Source organism: Virgibacillus ainsalahensis, from assembly GCF_055380755.1.
This window is the reverse complement of sequence record NZ_AP043943.1, coordinates 1,507,896-1,529,563: the sequence shown is the minus strand read 5'-3', so window position 1 is coordinate 1,529,563 and position 21,668 is coordinate 1,507,896. Positions and strand designations below refer to the sequence as shown.

Sequence of the window (21,668 nt, the reverse complement as noted above, 5' to 3'; positions counted from 1 at the left end):
TCAGCACTAGAAGCCCTCCAATAAGGAATGTGTTATCAAATACCATCCGTCAACTAAAACAAATAATAAAATTTTAAATGGTAATGATATCATTACTGGAGGCAACATCATCATCCCCATCGACATCAAAACACTTGCTACAGCCATATCAATAATCAAGAATGGCACAAAAATCATAAATCCCATCTGAAATGCCGTTTTTAATTCACTGATGGCAAATGCGGGAACAAGGGTTGTCAGTGGTATATCCTGAACACTATCCGGTCTTTCCAGCTGCGCATAATCCATAAATAAAATAAGATCCTTTTGTCTTGTATGCCCGGCCATAAATTCCTTGATTGGACTACTCGCAGTTTCGTAGGCTTCATCCAATGTAATTTCCTCATCAAAGAGCGGCTGCAATGCTTCATCATAAACCTGTCCAAACGTTGGTGCCATAATAAAAAATGTTAAAAATAGTGCAAGGCCTATCAGTACCTGATTTGGCGGCATTTGCTGTGTGGCAAGTGATGTCCTGACAAAGGAGAGCACAATAATAATTCTTGTAAAACTTGTCATTAAGATTAAAATACCTGGTGCCAGTGATAAAACAGTTAATAGCAATAATAATTTTATTGATGTCGAAACAGCAACAGGATCTGAACTGGAGAACATATCAATGAATTCATTCATGTCTATCTTCCTTTTTCGCTTGCTGGTTTATTAGATTCTTTCTGGTTTGTTTGAGTTTTTCCAGTTCATTTGAAAACAAGCTGTTAAAGCGATTATCGGTTTGGTTTGTAGAATTTTTTTCTTTCTCCGTTTTTGATGGTAGAAGTGAAGTTAACATTGTATTTGCTGAAAAATCATTTGTTTCATTTTCTTCATGATGTAATATGTCTTTAATTACTTCTTCATCGGTTATTTCTTCAAGCAGTTCCACATTTTCTCCTACACCTAGCAGGTATAACCTTGAACCAATTCGCATAATCTGGACAGATTTATTCTGCCCTAGTGATATGCCACCCATATTCTCCAAGGCCTTCACCTTATTCCCCATCTTATTACGTTTACTTAAAAACTTAAGTAGTAGATAAATAAGTGCGAGGACTAAAACAAGAGCAAAGAACATTTTCACCAATTCGAAAAGCATTGAACCGTTGCCAGCCGAAACTGTTGAATCTTCTGTAAGATTGGATTCTTGCTCATTTTGTGGTCCTTCCAGCTCTTCCTCACAATCTAAATTATTCTCTATGCATTCCAACACATTATTTGGACTTGCATGGATCGTATTTAACGCTCCGATTGCAAAAAAAAGCATGACAAGACAGAAGCTAATACATAATTTTTTTCTCAAAACACTCACTCGTTTCTAACTTAACGCTTTTTGTATGGCCTCAATTACCCGATCTGATTGAAATGGTTTAACAATAAAATCCTTTGCTCCAGCTTGAATGGCTTCAATCACCATTGCCTGCTGTCCCATCGCTGAGCACATAATTATCTTTGCTTCAGCGTTAAGCTCTCTAATTTGTTTCAAAGCAGTAATTCCATCAACTTCAGGCATTGTTATATCCATTGTTACCAAATCCGGTGTGAGTTCTTTATATTTCTCAACTGCTTCAGCACCATCCTGAGCTTCCCCTGCTACTATATAACCATTTTTAGTTAAAATATCTTTTATCATCATCCGCATAAATGCCGCGTCATCTACAATTAATATACGTTCAGCCATACAACTTCCTCCTCGTAATCATCTTTATTTCAATTTCATTAAGCGATCGCTTTGACTTACTATGTCGGACACCCTTACTCCAAAGTTCTCATCAATTACTACCACTTCGCCTCTGGCAATTAATTTTTCATTTACCAGAATGTCCACTGGCTCTCCCGCCAGTTTATCTAATTCAATAATCGAACCAGAGGACAAGTCCAAAATTTCTTTAATTGTTTGCTTCGTTCTTCCAAGTTCTACGGAAACCTTTAATGGTATATCCAGAAGCATATCCAAATTACGCTGTTTCGCCTTATTTAATTCTAATTGTTCAAATTCAGAAAAAGTCGCCTGTTGGATGGTTGCTTCATTTTTGTCAAACATATCCCCCAGATGTTGTGCTTCAGTTGTTTGCTCATCTTTTTCCTGTTCATTCTCCTGTTGCTTTTCAATTCTGGTTCTGGTTGTTTCAATTGGTTCATCTATCGAAGCTGCTGTTTCATTTGCAGTTAATTCATCACTTTTTGAGTCAATTAATAAATGATCTGCCATTTGTTTTGCAAATGTAAAAGGTATCATTTGTATCATATTGGAATCTATTAAACTGCCAACTCTTAAATTAAAAAATATCTTTACATAGGCTCCTTCATCCAGAACACTTCTTGTACTACTCTCATTTTTAATAATTGGTGGAGAGATATCCACTTTTTTATTAAAAACAGTGGACATGCTGGTTGCCGCTGCACCCATCATCTGGTTCATCGCTTCCTGCACGGCACTTAAATGAATGTCCATCAATTCTTTATCAGGTGACGTACCATCTCCACCAAGCATGATGTCAGAGATAACTGCTGCATCTTGGGTTTTTATTACAAATATGTTTTTACCCGAGAATCCATCTGTATAATTAACTTCAATACTTACTGGTTCATATGTAAATTCCTTCTCTAAATCTTCTTTTTGGATAACCGCAACTCTAGGAGTTGTTATCTCTACTCTTTGATTCAACAATGTCGACAATGTAGTTGCAGAACTGCCGAATGAGATATTGCCAATCTCACCGAGGGCATCTTGTTCACTTTCGGATAATTGCTCTATTTGTTTATCTATTTGATTACCATCCATTTCTTCATCTGCAGTTACTTTTAAGAGAGCGTCTATTTCATCCTGGGAAAGCTTTCCATCATTCATCATTTTCATCCACCCCTTCCATTTCTTCCAGTATCTGAACAGAAAGTTTATTTTTAAATTTACCGGGTTGTACATAAAATTTCGGTTTATCATTGACAGTCAATGTTAGTGGCTGATCAATTTGTTGATTTAAGGCAATTACATCATCCCTGTTCAAATTTAAAAATTGTTGTATATTCATTTCTGTCTCCCCTAATATTGCCTTCGCATCAATTTGAGCATGTTGAATATTGTTTGAGATCTTTTCAAATGCTTCTGTATCTCTTTTCTTTGTCGTTGTCTGCATCCAGTAATGAACAGAAAGTTTAGAGATGATAGGTTCCAAAAGAATATGAGGAATGCAAATATTAATCATTCCACTGGTTTCTCCAATTTCTGTATTCATCGAAACAACAACTACCGTCTCATTAGGCGATACCAACTGCAGAAATTGCGGATTCACCTCAAAATCTTCCAAGACTGGTTCAATGGCTATGATGGATGACCACGCCTCTTGAAGATTTACTACGGCTTTATCGAATAACTGGGATATTAGCAGTTTCTCTATTTCTGTCAGGTTATCAATTTTATTGATGCTACTTCCTTTCCCTCCGAGAATACGATCAAGCATGGCATAGGCAATATTTGGGTTCACCTCCATAATCAGCCTACCGTCAAGTGGTGAGACGTTGTATAAATTTAATACAGTCTCCTTAGGAATTGACCTGATAAACTCTTCATATGGAATCTGATCTACCGATGAAACGGAAATATTGGCGTACGTTCTCAATTGTGCGGAGAAAAAAGTTGTCAACAAACGTGCGTAATTTTCATGAATTCTGGTAATGCCTCGAATTTGATCTTTTGAAAACCGTAATGCCCGTTTGAAATCATAAACACGAACTTTTTTTTCCTGTTCTTCTTTTTTCAATTCTTCTGCATCCATTTCACCGGATGTTATAGCAGATAAAAGAGCATCAATTTCATTTTGTGAAAGAACTTCATCTACCAAAATCCCTCACCCCCCATCGTGGAGTTGTCCAAGTAATCTTACTGCAAAATTTTATGTATTGTATAAACATCCGTTATTTTCCCTTCGACCATTAATTCATTAAGTCTAGTTCGGATGGTATCCTCCAATTCGGAAAGTCCTGATTTGAAATCCTCTTCTGTCGTTGTTGCCAGTTCTTTAATCAAAATATTTTTTAATTGAAATTCACGTTTGCCTATTTCCTCTTTTGCCTTATCACTATCGGTTAAAATTTGAAATTGAACCCTTACAAAACTGCCATCTTCCAAGTCAGTTGTTATTTCAGGAGACTCATAGGAATACTTGATCATGTCATCAATTGACTCCGCCTGTCCCTCATTGGACTCTTCTGTCGTGTTTAAAACAACTACTGCAGCAATTGCGCCACCTATTAATAGAATTGCAATAGAAGTAGTCATTGCTTTCATCATTTTACTCACTTTCATCACCTGGTTCTTTCATAGCAATTTGTATCCCGATTGTTTGATAGAATGATGTTATACGTGTTATTAGTTCTGATTCCGGATTTTTCACAACAATTTTTTTGCCGTTGGTTAACGTAATTGTTGTATCGGGTAATGATTGAATTTGTTCAATCATGATGGCATTTAATGTAAATACCTCTCCATTTAGACGTGTCAGCTGAATCATACTATTGGCGGGAATGCCCTTAATAAGAGCATTCCCTACCTCCTATCATCGTTTTAGATTCACAAGTTCCTGCAAGATTTCATCTGATGTTGTAATAATTCTGGTGTTCGCCTGAAAACCGCGTTGTGCTGTAATCATTTCTGTGAATTCTTCGGCCAGGTCTACATTAGACATTTCCAAAGATCCGCTTACTAATGAACCCGTACCATCCTCTCCAGGAGCAACTGAATCACCCATACCAGCATTCTGTGAATCGAGAAACAAATTGCTGCCGGCTTTTTCAAGTCCAGCAGGGTTAGAAAAAACGGTCAGTGCTATTTGTCCAGCAGTATTCGGGGATCCGTCAGCGTTAATAATATTAACGGTACCATCCGGTTGAACACTGAAACTTTGGACATCATCCGGAATAGTAATAGGGGATTCGCCAGTCCCTACTAAATAATAGCCATCTGAATTCACAATATTTCCGGCATCATCCAAATAAAAATTCCCCGAACGTGTGTAATAAGTAGTACCATCACCTTCCAATTCGAACATTCCATCACCCTCAATCGCCAAATCCAGCGGGTTGTTGGTTGTTTGAAGGAAGCCCTGTGTATGAATATTATCTATCGTACCTACCTGCGAGCCAAGTCCTACCTGTGCCGGGTTCACTCCACCACGTGTACCTGTTGGCCCTTGTGCACCTGATGTTGTTTGACTCATCATGTCCTGAAAAGTAACCCGTCCTTTTTTAAATCCTGATGTATTCACATTGGAAATATTATTCCCGACTACATCTAATTTTGTTTGAAATCCTTTCATACCTGAAATTCCTGCATACATGGAACGTAGCATATCTTTTCTCCCCTTTATCGTTTTTTGTATGTAGCATTAAAGCTGTATCAATCAGTCAACAGCTGTTAAAGGCCTCCGTTATGGTCCAGCCTATTCGTCGATCAAAATGGTACCATTAATATTCGTGAAAATCCTGCTTGTTGCCTCTTCTCGGTCCATCGCCGTCACAATGGTATTATTTTTTGCACTGACAAGTAATGCAGCATGGTCCAAAACCACTAATGAATCTGTGATGCCTTTTTGTTTTGCTTCCTGTATTTTTTCACTAATCATTTGCCATTGACTATCATCTATTTGTATATTTCTTTTATCCAAACGTTCTGCTGCATGCTTACTGACTTTCAGTTTCTGCTGTTCAATTAGAATATCTTTAAAATCTGTAGAAGCTTGTGGCTTGCTTTTTGTTTTTTGTACATTAGGAAACTGTAATGCTTGTTGATGTGGTACTTGATGGATACGATGATCCATTTTTATTCACTTCCTTTTTTATGAAACCTCTCCTTTATCATTACCTTTAGAATCAGGTTCACTGATTTCTAAAATAGCTTCTGCATATACCTTTTCACCATTCTCAAGTTCGAGTATTGCCCATCCTTCCTGTTGACTGACAGCAATGACTTCACTTGATAAAACATCCAGTTTTTCTCCTGTTTCCTCATCAAAGGATTCGTATGAAACTTCCTTGCCAATCATATGACTATATTGAATGACTGGCGAAACCATCTGGCTTTGTACCAGTCTATCAATGGAATTGCTCATGTTCATCACCTGTTCCAACGAGGAGAAACTTGCCATTTGGGAAATGAATTCCCGGTCATCCATTGGGTTTGTCGGATCCTGATTTTGTATTTGTGTCATTAGAATCTTAAGAAAGGCATCCTTCCCCAGTTCCAGACTCGGCGTCCGCTCTGTTGTCTGATTATGCAAATATAAATTTGGATCAATTGTTGTCAATTTACACACCTACACTTTCTCGTTTAACAATTCATAAAACTGGGTTTCAAAATCATCATCCTGGTTCTGTTTTTCATCCTGTTGTGACTGCTGAGATTGCCCTTGCTCATGGTCTGTGGATTGCTCCTCATTTGATTCTTTCTGAATATCCTGACCTTGCTGCGTATTCTGTTCCTGTTTTTCTACAACTACTTGCTGTGGTGAAAACATCGTACGCAGTTGATGGATATTGGATTCAAGCATTTCTTTTGCAGCTTGAGTTGAAACAAGTATTTTAACGGTCATTTCTCCTTGAATCTGTATAATTTGTACCCTCATGTCACCTAAATTTTCCGGTCTCAATGTAATGGATAATTGATTTGCTCCATTTGGTAAAGCCATAAATTTGCTTGACTTTATTATATTTTGAAATTGGTCGAGTAGCTGTTTGTCAATTTCCCGGGATCCCTGGCTCTGATTAACATGAATCACATATTGTTCAACCTTGGACATGGGAATTACAGATCCGGAAGGGACTTGAGATCCTGCAGCTTTGTCCATGGCTGTATGATTATGACTTTCCAACGTATTACTTATCCATTTTGCCACATCTGTACTGGTTACCCTTGCATCACTACTATATTGTTGGCGATCAGCTAACCCCTCTCTTTTTTGAAAAGACTGCAACAGGTCCAACAAAAATGTCTCTGCGTATGTTCGTTCTTGTTTCAAAGAAGATAGGTAATTCATCTGATTATTATTACTCTTCTTCTCTAACGTTGTCCACTTTTGTAACAGCTCCAGTATTTCAGGGGCATCCTTTTGGATATTCTGCTGATTATTCAGTTGTGAAACCAATGTTTCGATTCTTGTAACCATCTTTGACATCAGCTTATAGGCTTGAGTTTGGTCCGTATTACCAGCGCGCATTTTTCCATTGGATCCAACGAACTGGATAAATTGGTTTAAGTTAAATTGATTATTAATTTCCCCATTTGCAGATTGACCAGATGCAACATGTCGTTTGGCATCAATAACCATGTTCAACAACTGTAATTGCATTTCTGCAGTTGTTTCTTCTACGTTAACTGACATATCATCATTGTTTGCTGTTGGGTTCCTTAAAATATCTTCGTCGTTCTTGTTGTCATCTGAGAACTCGCTTGATACTTTCTCTTCTGCTAATGCTTTATCATTTTCCGGTAACAGTGGTATTAATGAGGTACCCGGCATTGTCTCATTGTTTAATAAGGTTTGAAATACTGATGAATCACCACCTTTTGTTGTTTGGTTTTTAGAAGATGTTGTTGGTACTTGTACTTGTGGAAACAGCATACCAATCGCTTTCATCTCTTCACCTCCTCTCAGGCCTATAGCTATTATTCTTCGCTATTAATGAATTGTTGCGTTAACTCTGCAGCCATCTCAGGATCCATCGCTTCCAGTATTTCACCACGTACACCATTGGAAAGCTCATATAAAATGGAAACCGAGATTTCTGTTTCCAGGTTCCCTATAATTAATGCGGCCTGTTCATTATCCATATCCTTGAAAGACCCTGAAATTTCCTGAAGCGTACCTGGTTCTTTCTGTTCCTCCTGCGCACCTTCAGCATTATTGCTATTGTTTTCCAACCTGAGAATTTCTCCTTCCAATTGTTCTATAGTAGATTCGAGGTCACTTACATTTTGTTCTAATTGATGTATTTCGGTGTCTTTATCTGCAATTACTGCTTCTTCTTCCTCTTCCTGCTGCAGGTTTTCTTCTTCCGCTGTTGTGACGAATGAAGATAGAACCGGGATATTATTCCCTTTTTCCTTTGCCCAGTCAATAACATTAACACCCGCAACAGCGGCGACAATAAATGCCACCATTATTGTGACGATGATTGGGATTAGGACAGCAAAGAGAAACCATAGAACTGGATTCGTTTTTTTATCATCTGATTTTTGTTTTGCCATACCATTCACCTGTTTTTATAGCTTAAGTATTGTTGGATTGCAATTTCGTCCATACTGGCTTTTTCAAGTTTTAGTTCTTTGTTTTTTTCCGATTGATTGCGAATTTCAATGATCTTTTCAAATTTCTTTACTTCAACATACGCGTTTGTCAATTGAAGCTGTTTTGATTCCATGTCAGTTCGTGCATGCTGTACTTCATGTTGAAGATTCATAATCTGATTATTCAACCATTCAATATAAGCTACTTGCTCTCTCAATATTTCCAATGAAGTTGTCTGATGTAAATATGCTTCGTAGGTTACTTCAGCTTCTTCCTTCTTTTTAAGCAGTTTATATAGTTGAGTCGCTACCTTTTCAAACACATCCAATGACTGGTGATAGATCTTTTGTGCATTGTTCTTTTCATTTTCACGCAGATTCAATATTTTTGATAATGTTGCAGTTTCAGCCATTGTCCACACCTCCACGTAGCAGTGTTTTCATCATTTCTATCGATTGTGCCAGTGTTTGAGGTTCAAAAACATCCTGTTTTAGCAAGGATTGTATTTTGGGATAATAAGTAATCGCCTTGTCAATACTCTGATCAGTTCCACGTTTGTATGCTCCGATATGAATCAGTTCACTATTTTCTTCATAAGTAGCCATTAATGAACGGATTTGCTGTGCGATTTCCTTATGCTCTTCATCTACAATTTGACCCATTACACGGCTTACTGATTTCAGTACATTTATAGCAGGAAATTGACCACGTTCGGCGAGTTTACGATCCATTACAAAGTGCCCATCCAGAATACCTCTGACCGTATCTGCTATTGGTTCATTCATATCATCACCATCCACCAGAACCGTATAAAAAGCAGTTATTGTCCCATACTGATTTGTTCCGGTACGTTCCAAAAGTTTAGGTAGGGTTGCAAACACAGAAGGGGGATACCCTTTGGTAGTTGGCGGCTCACCTGTAGCCAGACCAACCTCTCTTTGTGCCATAGCAACCCTGGTAACAGAGTCCATCATTAAATTTACGTGATATCCCAGGTTCCGGAAATATTCACTGATTGCTGTAGCAGTATAAGCTCCTTTAATACGCATCAAAGCGGGCTGATCAGAGGTTGCAACAACAACAATCGATTTTTGAAGTCCTTCTTCGCCAAGATCTTTCTCAATAAACTCCCGAACTTCTCTTCCGCGTTCACCAATCAATGCAATGACATTAATATCTGCATTACTATTTCGGGCAATCATTCCAAGTAATGTACTTTTTCCTACGCCACTACCAGCAAAGATTCCTATTCGCTGCCCTTTACCTACTGTCAGCAACGCATCAATCACCTTCACTCCTACTTGTATTGGTTCCGTAATTGGCGGCCGCAGCATCGGATTTGGTGGAGACTGTTCTGTTGGATGACTAGACAATCCTTTAGGCAATATAGAATGATCTAGTGTTTTGCCTATTGAATCTACGGTTTTACCTATCAATCCACGTCCTATTTTTACTCGTAATGCTTTACCGGTGGATTCCACAAGACAGCCTGGTCCTATTTCTGCCACTTCTGCATAGGGCATGAGAATTATTTTTTCTCTATTAAAACCGACAACTTCTGACAATATTGGTGCCTTATTGCTATCGGCTGTATGGATATAACATACTTCACCAATATTTGCCTCAGGACCCTGAGACTCAATCATCAATCCTACAACACGCAAAACTTTCCCAAAGTACTTATATGTATCCGCTTGTTCCATTGCGGTAAGAAAAGGTTTTATATTCATTCTTTATTCTCCATTGCTATCTCATGCAAAACAGCCCGGATTTGCTGCAATTGTGTATCAATACTTGCATCTATTTCACCGAATGGATGCCTGATCAGACAACCATTCTCACTAATTTCTTCCGTTACATAGATAGCTAGTTTTGTTTCACCTTCCAAAATGCGTACTAATTCATCTTTTTGCTTTAATACATGTTCATAATTGGCAGGGTTCAAATTAATCGATATAACCGACTGATCTTTAACTGTCTCAATTGCCGCTTTTACAATTGAAAGAAATGATTCTGGAACGTTGGTCATTTGTTGTTTCATAATCTTTTCAGCTGCATTTACAGACAAATCCAAAATTGCTTCTTCACTCTTATCAATCGTTGAATGATAATCCTTGATTGCTTCATTCGTTATAGAATTTGCCTTGTCCAGCAATTTTTTATATTTGGCCAGACTCTCTTCTCTCCCCTCAGAAAAACCTGCACGATAACCTTCTTGTTTCGCTTCCTCCATTAATTGCTGTTTCTTTCTTCCCCATTGTTTTTTTTCATTTTCCATTTCATTTACAAGTTTTTCTTTTTGATGCTGTATGGATAGGAGCTGCTCCTGACTATTCTGCAATTCATTCTGTATTTCAATGATTTCCTCTTGTTCCTGCCGATTTCGAGATGTTTCTACCGGTAGTTCAATTGGCTTAATCTTAATAATTTTATTTTGAAGATGTTGTTCCCTAGACAATGATATCGTCTCCTCCACCTCGAGCAATAACGATTTCTCCAATATCTTCAAGTCTGCGTATAGTTGCTACAATTCTGGACTGAGCATCTTCAACATCCCTTAATCTGACAGGCCCCATGTAATCCATTTCTTCTTTAAAAGTTTCCGCCATACGCCGTGACATGTTTTTGAAAATAATATCTTTCACTTCATCACTGGAAATTTTTAGAGAAAGTCGTAAATCCTCATTTTCCACTTCACGTATAACACGCTGGATAGACCTATTGTCCAATATGACAATATCTTCAAAGACAAACATGCGTTTTTTTATTTCATCCGCTAATTCAGGAGACTGTACATCCAGTGCGTCAAGTATAGTACGCTCCGTACTTCTGTCCACACAATTTAAAACTTCAACAACTGACTCAATGCCTCCAGTTTGTGTATAGTCTTCTGTCAGAGAGGATGAAATATTTCGCTCCAAAACCTGTTCCACTTGACTGATAATTTCTGGAGAGGTGGAATCCATTGTGGCAATCCGTCTTGCAATATCGGCCTGCATTTCCTGTGGTAATTCTGATAAAATTTGCCCTGCCTGTTCCGAATCAAGATAGGAGAGCACAAGTGCAATTGTTTGCGGATGTTCACTTTGAATAAAATTTAACAGCTGTTGTGGATCAGCTTTTCTTGCAAATTCAAACGGCCTTACCTGAAGGGAAGACGTAAGACGATTGATGATATTGGAAGCTTCCTGTGAACCAAATGCTTTTTCCAGTACCGTTTTTGCATAGCCAATCCCACCTTGTGAAATATAATCTTGAGCGAGGGTGATTTGATGAAACTGTTTTAGAACATCTTCCTTTAAGGTTGAATCCACCTTCTTTACAGATGATATCTCCAAACTTAATTTCTCAATTTCTTCTTCTGTTAAATGTTTATACACTTGAGCTGAGGCATCCGGACCTAAGGAGATTAAAAGAATTGCTGCTTTTTGTTTTCCTGTTAATGCTTCTTTTTGTCTTGCCATTTCACTATCCCCCTAATCTTCTCCAATCCAGCTTCTTAATAGCTTTGCAAAATCTTCCGGTTTATCTTTTGCAATTTTTTCCAGCTGTTTTCTGCGGACAACTGATTCAGATTCCTGTTCTTCTTCTATTTCAGGAACTTCAACAGATGGTTCTTTTGTGTGAGTTTCTTCAATAATTTCCTCTTCTTCTTTTTTATTACGCAGCAGAAAAAGAGCTAATATAATAACGATGGCCAGTAAAATAGCTCCTGTTATATATAACCATGCAGGAATAACAGGGTTTTCCGCCTCCGGTGATGATGTATTACCAGTGAACTCCTGAAAAACAATAGAGAATTTTTCTTCTGGGACAATTTCTTCAATTTCACCATCAATCGATGTACTGATAATTGAATCTAATATAGAGGTGATTCCTGCCTCTACAGTATTCTGATCTTCTTGTGTTAAATATTGAACATCATTCCCACTGGAATCTGCTACCTTATCAACAGCTACCTGAATCCCCAAATCACGGATTTTATAAGGGCTTTCTACAATATCTTTTCGGATACGATTAAATTCATTATTAATTGTTTCTCTTTCTAAATCATACTCTCCATTATCCCCTTCTTCAGTACCCTGGTAATTTGCAATATCCTCATCCCCTGTTCCTTCTATACCGCCTACAGGAGGATTACCTGAATATGATTCCTGGATTGATTCTATACTTACTGGAAGTCCTTCCATATTTTCAATGTCAACAGGTTCAACAAGCTCTTCCGTTCGATTTTCCTGAGTAAAATCAATATCTGAGGTTACGGAAACAATTACATTTTCCATGCCAACCATTGCACCAAGCATCTGTTGCAATCTCCGTTGAATATCACGTTCAATATCCTGCTTCACCGTCTGTTGATATGTATGAACATCCTGCGTCCCATTTGCAGTTTGTGAATGACGGTCAAAGTACTCAAAATATTGATTCATAATAACGATATTGTCCGACGGCAAATGTGGTACCGCTTTTGAAACTAAGTGGTATAATGTGTTGACCTGATTGCCCTCGAACTGATAACCCGGCTGTGTATTTAAAACAATGGATGCACTTGCCTCCTGCACCGATTCATCCACAAACACCGGATCTTCGGGCATATTAATCATTACTTGAGCATCGTTAATACCTTCTATCCCCTGGATTAAATTAGCCAGTTCTGACTGCATTGCATCAAGCTTCATTATATTAAATTCATTATCCGTTATTCCCCAGGATGTATTCTCACTAAAAAAAGAATAATCAATGTTACCATTGTTCGGGATTCCCTGAGCGGCAAGGTCCACTAGCAGATTATCAATCTGCTCATTGGGGACAGTTACGGTTGTTCCGCCGTCTTCTAATTCATAAGGAACTCCCCTTGCATCCAACTCCGTTTTGATTTGACCTACCTCCTGTAGAGACAAATTGTTATATAAAGGAACAAGGTTTGTGCTTGATGTGAATAAGGTTACCCCTGCTATAATTAAAAGAACAATAAGTATGGATCCTATGAATATCCCTTTTTGGCTTCTATCTCGCTTTGTCCAAAATGTCTGCACTGTTTCTTTCCATTGTGTAATTTTCTCTTTCATATATTCCCCCGCCAAATTGCTTAGAAAATCTTAGCTTAACACCGAATATGGGTGGCGAAAGCATAGATTCTGTTATACTTAAACCGATGAATTTTACGTACAAAGTGAAAAATAATCAAGTCATTCCAAGTGAATAAACTTTATGATCTGGACGTTTACTGTTTGTTCATGGAATATTATATTGACATTCTCATCACTTCGTTATATGCATCAACAACTTTTTTTTGCACCTGTACAGTTGTTTCCAATGCAACACTTGATTTTTGGGCAGTAATCATCACATCATGCAAATTTTCAATATTGCCCTGGGCCAGTGCGTTCGTCTTCTCATCTGACTTGATTTGAGTATTATTAACACTATCGATAGCAGATTTTAATGTGTCGGCAAAATTAGCCTGAGCTTCTCCTGGTGTTATATCCGGTTTGTTAGCGGAGGAATAAGGTATCGCAGTTTGCGCAGCGCGGTTTATAAGTAGATCATTCATTCAACAATTCTCCTCATTTCATTATTTACCAATTTCCAATGCTTTCATTAACATATTTTTACTAGCGTTCAAGCTGGTAATATTCGCTTCATAAGACCTGGTGGCACTCATCAGATCAACCATTTCTTTTAAGGGATCAACATTCGGCAAAGCGACATATCCATCTTCGTTTGCATCTGGATGCACAGGATTATAGGAGAGTTTAAACGGTTCATCATCTTCAATAATACCCGTGACTTTTACACCTTCAGAAGCGTCACCTGTATTCGTTGCTTTATGTAAAAAAGATCGAAAGCTGTTATCCTGTGGTTCCACTGTGACCATTTTTCTCCGATAAGGTTCGTAGTCACCATTATCATTTATTGAGGCACGGGTTGTCTTTGCATTTGCAATGTTAGAAGAAACAACATCCATCCGCAGACGTTGTGCTGTTAAAGCACTTGCACTTGCATTAATCGAATTAAAAATTGACATCGTTAATTACCTCCTCTGATAACGGTCTGGAGACTACCCAATTTACCATTCATTCGATCCACTAAACCTTGGTAGTAGATTTGATTTTTTGCTAATTCAGTCATTTCTTTATCAATATCAACATTATTTCCATTATGACTATACACTGTATTATTATTGGTTGTTATTTTGTAAGGTGTTTGTGTTTGAGGATTTTGTATAAAAGATAGATGTTCAGAATGAGTCTTCTTTGCTTGGAAAGAACTGGACTTGACATCATTTAATACATTTTTAAAAGACACATCTTTTGCTTTATAGTTAGGTGTATCGACATTTGCAATGTTCCCGGAAATTATTCGGTTCTTTGCTGTTGCATAATCAAGTGAATTCTCTAATGTACGGATTGTCCCTCCGAATAAGTCCACTGTGCTTCCTCCTTAATCATTTTTAAATATACGGTCATAAAAGTAATGATATCTACGAATATTTTAATTTATCTTTGGGATAAAGTCTATCCGTTTTCGACATTTTTCATAAAAAGAAAGTTTTACAGGTAAAAATACCCATATAAAACGTCACAAAGAATTCAATATTTATATATTATTAAACCATATCTTTAAAACCCTAATAATTAAAAGCGTTTTTTGTTGAAACATGGCATATATTTGTTAAGCCTTACAAAAAACATTAGTAGAAAATATCCATATATTAAGACCTACTTTGTTTCATAAAAAAAAGCTAGAATCCTCTAGCTTTTTTACTTATTATCTCGAACGTAATTTTTCGAGCTCTACCAGGAATTTATTGTTAAGAACTTTAATATATGTTCCTTTCATCCCTAAGGAACGTGACTCGATTACCCCAGCACTTTCAAGTTTTCTAAGTGCATTTACAATAACGGATCTTGTTATGCCGACTCTGTCTGCAATTTTACTTGCAACAAGCAAACCTTCGTTGCCATTTAATTCTTCAAAAATATGATCGATAGCTTCAAGTTCGCTATAAGAAAGAGAACTGATTGCCATTTGTACGACTGCTTTGCTTCTTGCTTCCATTTCTATTTCTTCTGTTTTTTCATGTAATATTTCCATACCTACTACAGTTGCTCCATATTCGGCAAGCAACAGGTCATCATCATTGAAACTGTCATTAATTCGACCTAATACCAGTGTTCCAAGTCTTTCACCACCACCAATTATTGGTACGATGGTAGTTAAACCATTTTTGAACAATTCACGGTTTTCAACAGGAAACACTGTTTGCGGACTTTCAATATCAAGGTTGGCAGTCGTTTCATGAATGTTGGATAGACCTTGAATGTATTCTTCCGGAAATCTTCTGTCTTCAAGCATACCTTTCATACGTTCGTTTTCAATTTCCTGATTGATTGCAAATCCTAACAGCTTTCCTCTTCTGCTTACAATGTAGACATTACCTGTAATTACATCTCGTAAAGAAGCAGACATATCATTAAAGTTTACTGATTTCCCTGTAGCCTTCTGCAGCATTGCGTTAATTTTTCTTGCTCTCTGTAATAATTCCATTATAATCCTCCATTTCATTAGTTAACGTTATAGTATAAATTGACTTAAATCCTTATTTTTTACAATAGTACTTAATTTTTCATCAACATAAGCCGGGGTGATTTCAATTTTCTCCATGTTTATATCCGGTGCTTCAAATGATAGGTCTTCTAATAGTTTTTCCAGTATAGTGTGTAGCCTTCTTGCTCCGATATTGTCTGTGTCCTGGTTCACTTCAAATGCTATTTCAGCAAGTCTTACTATAGCTTCGTCTGTAAAAATAACATTTATACCTTCTGTTTTTAACAATGCCTGATATTGTTTCAATAAAGCATTTGATGGTTCTCTTAAAATTTTCTTGAAGTCCTCGACTGTCAATTTTTCCAATTCAACCCTTATCGGAAACCTTCCCTGTAATTCAGGGATTAAATCGGATGGTTTTGCCATATGGAATGCTCCAGCCGCTATAAATAACATATGGTCTGTTTTCACAGGTCCGTGTTTTGTAACAACTGTAGATCCTTCAACTATTGGAAGAATATCCCGCTGAACACCTTCCCTTGAAACACTTGCTGAATTATCTTGTTTAACAGCAACTTTATCGATTTCATCAATGAACAGAATCCCGGACTGTTCCGCACGTTTTATTGCTTCCTGGGCAACTTCCTCCATATCAACAAGCTTTCCAGCTTCCTGCTGTGTTAATACTTTCCTTGCCTCACTCACTGCAAGTTTACGTTTCTTTGATTTTTTCGGCATAAATTGGCCGAGCGCATCCTGCATGTTCATTCCCATCTGTTCCATACCCGATCCTTGGAGCATGTCAAACATTGAAGGAGGTAATTCTTCTATTTCCACTGTAACGATATGATCTTCCAGTTCACCTAAGGCCAATTGATGTTCGACCCGCTTACGTTTATTTCGTATATCTTCGTTTTTGTCATTATCCCCATCGCTGTCTTCCTCGTCATCCTGACCGGCAAACAGCATTTCAAATGGATTTTTTATGTTGCTTTGCTTTTTGGCCTGAGGTACCAGCAGTTCTACAAGCTTCTTGTTTGCTTCAATTTCCGCTCTGTCTCTTACCTTCGCCATTTTCTCTTCTTTTACCATTCTCATTGACATTTCCACCAAATCGCGGACCATGGATTCGACATCTCGTCCTACATAGCCCACCTCGGTGTATTTTGTTGCTTCCACCTTTACAAAGGGCGCACCAACTAATTTGGCCAATCTTCGTGCGATTTCCGTTTTACCTACTCCTGTAGGACCAATCATCAAAATATTTTTAGGGACAATCTCATCTTTTATTGAATCATCAAGATGTATTCTTCTATAACGGTTTCGCAATGCAACAGCTACAGATTTTTTTGCGTTTTTCTGTCCTATGATATAGTTATCCAATTGCCCCACAATCTGTTTTGGAGTGTAATTTATCCCCATGTTTCGAAAGGCCTCCTTATCAATCAAGCACTTCTAATGTAATATGGTCATTCGTAAATACGCAAATTTCCCCTGCAATTTCAAGAGCTGACTGAGCAATTTCTTTGGCTGATAATTGTTCAGAGTAGCGAGTTAATGCCCTCCCTGCGCTAAGGGCAAAATTTCCACCGGAACCAATCGCTAAAATACCATCATCCGGTTCAATCACTTCCCCGGTTCCGGATACCAAAAACATATTCTCTTTATTCATCACAATCAGCATTGCTTCAAGTTTTCGTAATACCTTATCACTGCGCCATTCCTTTGCAAGTTCCACAGAAGCACGAGTCAAGTTGCCGTTGAAGGTTTCCAATTTAGCTTCAAATTTTTCAAATAAAGTAAACGCATCAGCAACAGAGCCTGCAAACCCCGCTAATACTTGGCCATTGTATAATGTACGTACTTTTTTTGCTTTATGCTTCATTACTACAGAATTTCCAAGTGTAACCTGACCATCTCCGCACATAGCACACTGGCCTTTATGCATAACGGCAAATATCGTCGTAGCATGCATTTCATTCGCCAATTTCATCACTCCTTTACTCATGTTTCATCTTTTGCCCTTGGATGGCTACTCATGTACACATCCCGCAAATGACTCTTCGTAACATGTGTATAAATTTGTGTAGAGGATAAATTTTCATGTCCAAGCAATTCCTGCACTGTCCGTAAATCAGCTCCCTCATTCAACATATGTGTAGCAAAGGTATGTCGTAATTTATGTGGGTGCACATGAACGGTTAAGGCTGCTTTTTCCACTATTTTATTCAAAATCATCCGTATACCTCTTGTAGTCAACGGATTCCCTCTGGCATTTAGAAAAATAAAATCGGAGGGGTTTTTTGTTTTTTTTAACAATTTATCCCTTCCATCCTTTATGTAGCGGTCTAATGCAGCCGAAGCAAAACTTCCAAATGGAATGTAACGTTCTTTCCTGCCTTTACCCTTTACAAGTATTGTACCAATTGAGAAATCAACGTCCGAAAGCGTAAGCCCCTGACATTCGCTCACCCTTATTCCTGTTGCGTACAATGTCTCCAGAAGCGCTTGATTACGTTGGCCCATTGGTTCGGTTAAATCATTTACTTCAAAAAGTTGTTCTAATTCTTCCATGTATAAAAATCCGGGAATCGGTTTACTGGTATTTGGTAAGGCAATATGGATAAAAGGATTTGCATCAACAAGCTGTTCACGTTCCAGAAGCTTATAAAAGCTTCTTAATGAAGAAATTTTACGTGAAACAGATCTCCTGCTTAATTGACGGTCATACAGTCTTGTCAAAAACAATCTGACAACCCTATGGTCAATCATATCTAAATCCTTTATATCTTCTTCTTTTAAAAAAGTAAAAAACGTTTTCAGATCATTCAGATAATACTTCACAGTATAAGGAGATGCATTTTTTTCTATTTGTAAATATTCAACGAATCTTTCACAATCATCTGCAAAATTACTCAATGCCTCACCTCGACAAGCGAATAAATCATATCACATAAATTTTCTGATTGCAATAAATTTAACAAAATTGCAACAAAATTCTGAATCAACTCCACATCTACTATATTCTAAAATAATAGCTGTCAAGTAAATGATCTTACCAATGGGCAATTATATCTTTCCCAAAATAAATAGTCAACAAAATACTATTCAATTATTTTAGAAAATTATTTTCTGTGAAAAGTTTGTGAAATACCATTAATAAAGGTATTTCCACGTTTTCAATTTATTATTCCTAATTCATTAATTTTTGCTTTTGTTTTTTCAGTACCTAATTTATAAACAATACGATAAATCTCTATCATATGCTGATCATATGCATCTCTTTCTTCATCTGCTCCCCATTCATCAAATGGTTTGTGTATATAATTGGCAGCATCTACTGCATTTTTATTTTTTTTCATAAATAATGCTTCCAATTCTTCTTTCTCTTCCTCATTAGCTTTGATTTCAAATTCAATTCCACTGTCAGGAATGGATATTTCCCGAATCTCTTGTGTATCTACTGTAACAAAATAGCTTTTTTTATGTGTCACGTGTAAAACCTCCTTAGAAAATGTTTTCCCTTTTTTCTATACTTGAAACTAATTCAATACGAACAGAAATAACAGCTGCCCGCTTTATCCGGACAGCTGTTTATTAATTTTGTGCACTTTCCTTATATTCACAGTTTGTGCATTGTATTTGGGTTTCTTTTTTAGTCTTCTTTTCAACCAGTAAAGATTCACATTTTGGACAAGGCCTGGGGATCGGCTTATCCCATGATACGAAATCACATTCTGGAAAGCGATCACATCCATAAAATTTTCTGCGCTTTTTGGATTTTCTTTCCACAACATTTCCTTCCTTACATTTCGGACATTTGACACCAATTTCTTTCAGGATTGGTTTAGTATTTCGACATTCTGGAAAGTTTGAACAAGCAAGGAATTTACCGTAACGCCCCATTTTATATACCATTTCATGGCCACAATTTTCACAGTCAATGCCTGCAGGCTCGTCTCTAATCTCGATTTTTTCCATTTCTTTTTCAGCTGTGTCTAATCGCTTACTGAAACCTTGATAAAAATTATCAATAACTTTTATCCATTCGTTTTTCCCTTTTTCAATGGAGTCCAGGTCATCTTCCATTTTCATTGTGAATTCAACATCGATGATTTCAGGGAAAAATTCCTTCACCAGTTCGCCCACAATCCCTCCAAGCTCTGTAGGGATAAATCGTTTATTATCAATACTCACATATCCCCTTCGCTGGATTGTATCAAGTGTAGGGGCATAAGTAGAAGGGCGGCCAATACCTAATTCTTCCATTGTCTTTACAAGTCTTGCTTCTGTATATCTTGGTGGTGGCTGGGTAAAATGCTGATTTGGATTTATCTCTTTGGCCTCCACCTCCATACCTTCTTTTAAGTCCGGCAATAATTTATTTTCTACTTTTTTGTTATCGTCAGTTCCTTCTACATAGACCTTCATAAATCCCTTGAATTTTATTTTTGAACCGGTCGCCCGAAATTCTATGCCATTATTTAATAAATGAACTGTCATTGTATCCATTACTGCTGGAGCCATTTGACTTGCCAAAAACCGTTCCCAAACTAGTTTATACAGTCGATACTGGTCTCTGGATAGAATATCTTTTAAAGATTTCGGATCCCTTAATGCTGAAGTCGGACGAACCGCTTCATGGGCGTCCTGGGCACCTTCTGTCTTCTTACCGGCTTTGCTCTTCCCAAGAAATTCTTTCCCGTATTGTTCTTCAATATAGGTTTTTGCTTCCTGCTTTGCAGTTTCAGAAATCCGTGTGGAATCTGTACGCATATAAGTAATCAAGCCGGTTATCCCGCCTGCTTTCTTTCCCAGGTCAATTCCTTCATATAATTGTTGTGCAACCATCATTGTTTTTTTCGCACGAAAGTTAAGCTTTCTGGCTGCCTCTTGTTGAAGTGAAGATGTAATAAACGGTTGAGCTGGATTTCGCTTTCTCTCCCGCTTATTCACTTTATCTACATTAAATTTCTTTTCTTTTAGCAGGTTTAATATATTTTTCACGTCATTTTCTGTCTTCAATTCCTGCTTCTTCCCATCGATCCCATAAAAAGCACCTTCAAAAACATCTTTATCTTTTTGAAAATTTGCTTCAATTGACCAGTACTCTTCCGGTTTAAAGTTTTCTATTTCTTTTTCCCGATCAATAATCATTTTTAAAGCTACAGACTGAACTCTGCCGGCACTTAAGCCCCTTTTCACTTTTTTCCATAATAATGGGCTGATGTTATAACCAACCAAACGATCAAGAATACGTCTTGCTTGTTGGGCATCAACTAAATCTTGATCTATGGTTCTTGGGTTTTTAAAAGATTCTTTGATGGCATCCTTTGTAATCTCATTAAAAACCACACGGCATTTGGAATTTTCATCGACATTCAAAACATGGGCCAAATGCCATGCGATAGCCTCCCCTTCTCTATCGGGGTCAGCTGCAAGATATATTTTCTTCGCTTTTTTTGCGGCAGTTCGAAGTTCTTTCATTATATCACCTTTGCCGCGGACGGTAATATATTTTGGTTTATATTCATTTTCTACATCTATAGCCATTTGACTTTTTGGTAAATCACGTACGTGTCCCATCGAAGCTTTTACCTTATATTTCTTTCCTAAATAACGTTCAATCGTTTTCGCTTTTGCAGGCGATTCTACGATTACTAGATAATCTGACATGCTATTTCCTCCCAAAATGAGGTTCTTAGAAAACTTAAAGTTTCATCAAGGTGTGCACCTTAGCCCGAAATTATGCAGTGGGTAAGTTTATACTTGTCTAATTGCTAATAAAAAATTTCGAAATCG

The 21,668-nt window shown here is 37.4% G+C and carries 26 protein-coding genes; all 26 read right to left on the bottom strand.

The features are described 5' to 3' along the window. Positions 1-6: 6 nt before the first annotated feature. On the bottom strand, positions 7-672 hold the full coding sequence (gene fliP, locus ACZ427_RS07280) for a flagellar type III secretion system pore protein FliP (protein WP_461179638.1): 666 nt from the start codon (positions 670-672) through the stop codon (positions 7-9). Further along, positions 665-1,300, bottom strand: a complete 636-nt coding sequence (locus ACZ427_RS07275) for a flagellar biosynthetic protein FliO (RefSeq protein ID WP_461179639.1) — start codon at positions 1,298-1,300, stop codon at positions 665-667. The genes fliP and ACZ427_RS07275 overlap by 8 nt, the downstream gene beginning before the upstream one ends. Positions 1,301-1,351: 51 nt before the next feature. Continuing rightward, a complete protein-coding gene (locus tag ACZ427_RS07270; RefSeq protein ID WP_461179640.1) occupies positions 1,352-1,714 on the bottom strand; it encodes a response regulator in 363 nt (120 codons plus the stop codon). Between the two features lie 24 nt (positions 1,715-1,738). Next, a complete protein-coding gene (gene fliY / locus ACZ427_RS07265; protein WP_461179641.1) occupies positions 1,739-2,887 on the bottom strand; it encodes a flagellar motor switch phosphatase FliY in 1,149 nt (382 codons plus the stop codon). Continuing rightward, positions 2,877-3,875, bottom strand: coding sequence for a flagellar motor switch protein FliM (gene fliM, locus ACZ427_RS07260; protein ID WP_461179642.1), 999 nt, complete (start codon positions 3,873-3,875; stop codon positions 2,877-2,879). The genes fliY and fliM overlap by 11 nt, the downstream gene beginning before the upstream one ends. Positions 3,876-3,913: 38 nt before the next feature. Continuing rightward, a complete protein-coding gene (gene fliL, locus ACZ427_RS07255) occupies positions 3,914-4,339 on the bottom strand; it encodes a flagellar basal body-associated protein FliL (RefSeq protein WP_464883548.1) in 426 nt (141 codons plus the stop codon). Then, positions 4,326-4,544, bottom strand: coding sequence for a flagellar FlbD family protein (locus tag ACZ427_RS07250; protein ID WP_461179643.1), 219 nt, complete (start codon positions 4,542-4,544; stop codon positions 4,326-4,328). The genes fliL and ACZ427_RS07250 overlap by 14 nt, the downstream gene beginning before the upstream one ends. 45 nt (positions 4,545-4,589) lie before the next feature. Next, positions 4,590-5,381 carry a flagellar basal body rod protein FlgG gene (gene flgG / locus ACZ427_RS07245; protein ID WP_461179644.1) on the bottom strand — a complete coding sequence of 264 codons (792 nt, stop codon included), beginning with the start codon at positions 5,379-5,381 and terminating at the stop codon, positions 4,590-4,592. A gap of 90 nt (positions 5,382-5,471) precedes the next feature. Further along, a complete protein-coding gene (locus tag ACZ427_RS07240) occupies positions 5,472-5,849 on the bottom strand; it encodes a TIGR02530 family flagellar biosynthesis protein (protein ID WP_461179645.1) in 378 nt (125 codons plus the stop codon). Positions 5,850-5,867: 18 nt separating this feature from the next. Then, on the bottom strand, positions 5,868-6,335 hold the full coding sequence (gene flgD, locus ACZ427_RS07235) for a flagellar hook assembly protein FlgD (RefSeq protein WP_461179646.1): 468 nt from the start codon (positions 6,333-6,335) through the stop codon (positions 5,868-5,870). Between the two features lie 9 nt (positions 6,336-6,344). Continuing rightward, on the bottom strand, positions 6,345-7,664 hold the full coding sequence (locus ACZ427_RS07230; protein WP_461179647.1) for a flagellar hook-length control protein FliK: 1,320 nt from the start codon (positions 7,662-7,664) through the stop codon (positions 6,345-6,347). Positions 7,665-7,693: 29 nt separating this feature from the next. Further along, positions 7,694-8,275 (bottom strand): MotE family protein, encoded by a 582-nt coding sequence (locus ACZ427_RS07225; protein WP_461179648.1) that lies wholly within the window; start codon positions 8,273-8,275, stop codon positions 7,694-7,696. Between the two features lie 5 nt (positions 8,276-8,280). Further along, positions 8,281-8,727: a flagellar export protein FliJ gene (fliJ, locus tag ACZ427_RS07220; RefSeq protein WP_461179649.1), complete on the bottom strand. Its 447-nt coding sequence runs from the start codon at positions 8,725-8,727 to the stop codon at positions 8,281-8,283. Then, positions 8,720-10,045 carry a flagellar protein export ATPase FliI gene (gene fliI / locus ACZ427_RS07215; protein ID WP_461179650.1) on the bottom strand — a complete coding sequence of 442 codons (1,326 nt, stop codon included), beginning with the start codon at positions 10,043-10,045 and terminating at the stop codon, positions 8,720-8,722. The genes fliJ and fliI overlap by 8 nt, the downstream gene beginning before the upstream one ends. Beyond that, entirely contained in the window at positions 10,042-10,773 is a 732-nt protein-coding gene (fliH, locus tag ACZ427_RS07210; RefSeq protein WP_461179651.1) for a flagellar assembly protein FliH, read from the bottom strand. The genes fliI and fliH overlap by 4 nt, the downstream gene beginning before the upstream one ends. Further along, positions 10,766-11,779, bottom strand: coding sequence for a flagellar motor switch protein FliG (gene fliG, locus ACZ427_RS07205; RefSeq protein WP_461179652.1), 1,014 nt, complete (start codon positions 11,777-11,779; stop codon positions 10,766-10,768). Before fliG ends, fliH begins: the two co-directional genes overlap by 8 nt. 12 nt (positions 11,780-11,791) lie before the next feature. Further along, positions 11,792-13,384: a flagellar basal-body MS-ring/collar protein FliF gene (gene fliF, locus ACZ427_RS07200; RefSeq protein ID WP_461179653.1), complete on the bottom strand. Its 1,593-nt coding sequence runs from the start codon at positions 13,382-13,384 to the stop codon at positions 11,792-11,794. A gap of 176 nt (positions 13,385-13,560) precedes the next feature. Continuing rightward, positions 13,561-13,869: a flagellar hook-basal body complex protein FliE gene (gene fliE / locus ACZ427_RS07195; RefSeq protein ID WP_461179654.1), complete on the bottom strand. Its 309-nt coding sequence runs from the start codon at positions 13,867-13,869 to the stop codon at positions 13,561-13,563. Between the two features lie 21 nt (positions 13,870-13,890). Beyond that, positions 13,891-14,343 (bottom strand): flagellar basal body rod protein FlgC, encoded by a 453-nt coding sequence (gene flgC, locus ACZ427_RS07190; protein ID WP_461179655.1) that lies wholly within the window; start codon positions 14,341-14,343, stop codon positions 13,891-13,893. 2 nt (positions 14,344-14,345) lie between these two features. Then, positions 14,346-14,747: a flagellar basal body rod protein FlgB gene (gene flgB, locus ACZ427_RS07185; protein WP_461179656.1), complete on the bottom strand. Its 402-nt coding sequence runs from the start codon at positions 14,745-14,747 to the stop codon at positions 14,346-14,348. A 339-nt stretch (positions 14,748-15,086) separates the two neighbouring features. Beyond that, a complete protein-coding gene (codY, locus tag ACZ427_RS07180) occupies positions 15,087-15,866 on the bottom strand; it encodes a GTP-sensing pleiotropic transcriptional regulator CodY (RefSeq protein WP_461179657.1) in 780 nt (259 codons plus the stop codon). 27 nt (positions 15,867-15,893) lie between these two features. Beyond that, on the bottom strand, positions 15,894-17,288 hold the full coding sequence (hslU, locus tag ACZ427_RS07175) for an HslU--HslV peptidase ATPase subunit (protein WP_461179658.1): 1,395 nt from the start codon (positions 17,286-17,288) through the stop codon (positions 15,894-15,896). Between the two features lie 19 nt (positions 17,289-17,307). Beyond that, positions 17,308-17,853, bottom strand: a complete 546-nt coding sequence (hslV, locus tag ACZ427_RS07170; protein ID WP_461179659.1) for an ATP-dependent protease subunit HslV — start codon at positions 17,851-17,853, stop codon at positions 17,308-17,310. A 17-nt stretch (positions 17,854-17,870) separates the two neighbouring features. Continuing rightward, complete coding sequence (gene xerC / locus ACZ427_RS07165; protein WP_461179660.1) at positions 17,871-18,785, bottom strand: tyrosine recombinase XerC; 915 nt, start codon at positions 18,783-18,785, stop codon at positions 17,871-17,873. Between the two features lie 260 nt (positions 18,786-19,045). Beyond that, positions 19,046-19,360, bottom strand: a complete 315-nt coding sequence (locus ACZ427_RS07160; RefSeq protein ID WP_461179661.1) for a hypothetical protein — start codon at positions 19,358-19,360, stop codon at positions 19,046-19,048. A 103-nt stretch (positions 19,361-19,463) separates the two neighbouring features. Next, positions 19,464-21,542 (bottom strand): type I DNA topoisomerase, encoded by a 2,079-nt coding sequence (topA, locus tag ACZ427_RS07155; RefSeq protein WP_461179662.1) that lies wholly within the window; start codon positions 21,540-21,542, stop codon positions 19,464-19,466. Between the last annotated feature and the right edge of the window lie 126 nt (positions 21,543-21,668).

Excerpts from the sequence above, each read along its gene's own strand:
- fliP (WP_461179638.1), bottom strand. The coding sequence starts at position 672 with ATGAATGAATTCATTGATATGTTCTCCAGTTCAGATCCTGTTGCTGTT.
- ACZ427_RS07275 (WP_461179639.1), bottom strand. The coding sequence starts at position 1,300 with ATGCTTTTTTTTGCAATCGGAGCGTTAAATACGATCCATGCAAGTCCA.
- ACZ427_RS07270 (WP_461179640.1), bottom strand. The coding sequence starts at position 1,714 with ATGGCTGAACGTATATTAATTGTAGATGACGCGGCATTTATGCGGATG.
- fliY (WP_461179641.1), bottom strand. The coding sequence starts at position 2,887 with ATGATGAATGATGGAAAGCTTTCCCAGGATGAAATAGACGCTCTCTTA.
- fliL (WP_464883548.1), bottom strand. The coding sequence starts at position 4,339 with ATGAAAGTGAGTAAAATGATGAAAGCAATGACTACTTCTATTGCAATT.
- ACZ427_RS07250 (WP_461179643.1), bottom strand. The coding sequence starts at position 4,544 with ATGATTCAGCTGACACGTCTAAATGGAGAGGTATTTACATTAAATGCC.
- flgG (WP_461179644.1), bottom strand. The coding sequence starts at position 5,381 with ATGCTACGTTCCATGTATGCAGGAATTTCAGGTATGAAAGGATTTCAA.
- ACZ427_RS07240 (WP_461179645.1), bottom strand. The coding sequence starts at position 5,849 with ATGGATCATCGTATCCATCAAGTACCACATCAACAAGCATTACAGTTT.
- ACZ427_RS07230 (WP_461179647.1), bottom strand. The coding sequence starts at position 7,664 with ATGAAAGCGATTGGTATGCTGTTTCCACAAGTACAAGTACCAACAACA.
- ACZ427_RS07225 (WP_461179648.1), bottom strand. The coding sequence starts at position 8,275 with ATGGCAAAACAAAAATCAGATGATAAAAAAACGAATCCAGTTCTATGG.
- fliJ (WP_461179649.1), bottom strand. The coding sequence starts at position 8,727 with ATGGCTGAAACTGCAACATTATCAAAAATATTGAATCTGCGTGAAAAT.
- fliI (WP_461179650.1), bottom strand. The coding sequence starts at position 10,045 with ATGAATATAAAACCTTTTCTTACCGCAATGGAACAAGCGGATACATAT.
- fliG (WP_461179652.1), bottom strand. The coding sequence starts at position 11,779 with ATGGCAAGACAAAAAGAAGCATTAACAGGAAAACAAAAAGCAGCAATT.
- fliF (WP_461179653.1), bottom strand. The coding sequence starts at position 13,384 with ATGAAAGAGAAAATTACACAATGGAAAGAAACAGTGCAGACATTTTGG.
- fliE (WP_461179654.1), bottom strand. The coding sequence starts at position 13,869 with ATGAATGATCTACTTATAAACCGCGCTGCGCAAACTGCGATACCTTAT.
- flgC (WP_461179655.1), bottom strand. The coding sequence starts at position 14,343 with ATGTCAATTTTTAATTCGATTAATGCAAGTGCAAGTGCTTTAACAGCA.
- codY (WP_461179657.1), bottom strand. The coding sequence starts at position 15,866 with ATGGAATTATTACAGAGAGCAAGAAAAATTAACGCAATGCTGCAGAAG.
- hslU (WP_461179658.1), bottom strand. The coding sequence starts at position 17,288 with ATGGGGATAAATTACACTCCAAAACAGATTGTGGGGCAATTGGATAAC.
- topA (WP_461179662.1), bottom strand. The coding sequence starts at position 21,542 with ATGTCAGATTATCTAGTAATCGTAGAATCGCCTGCAAAAGCGAAAACG.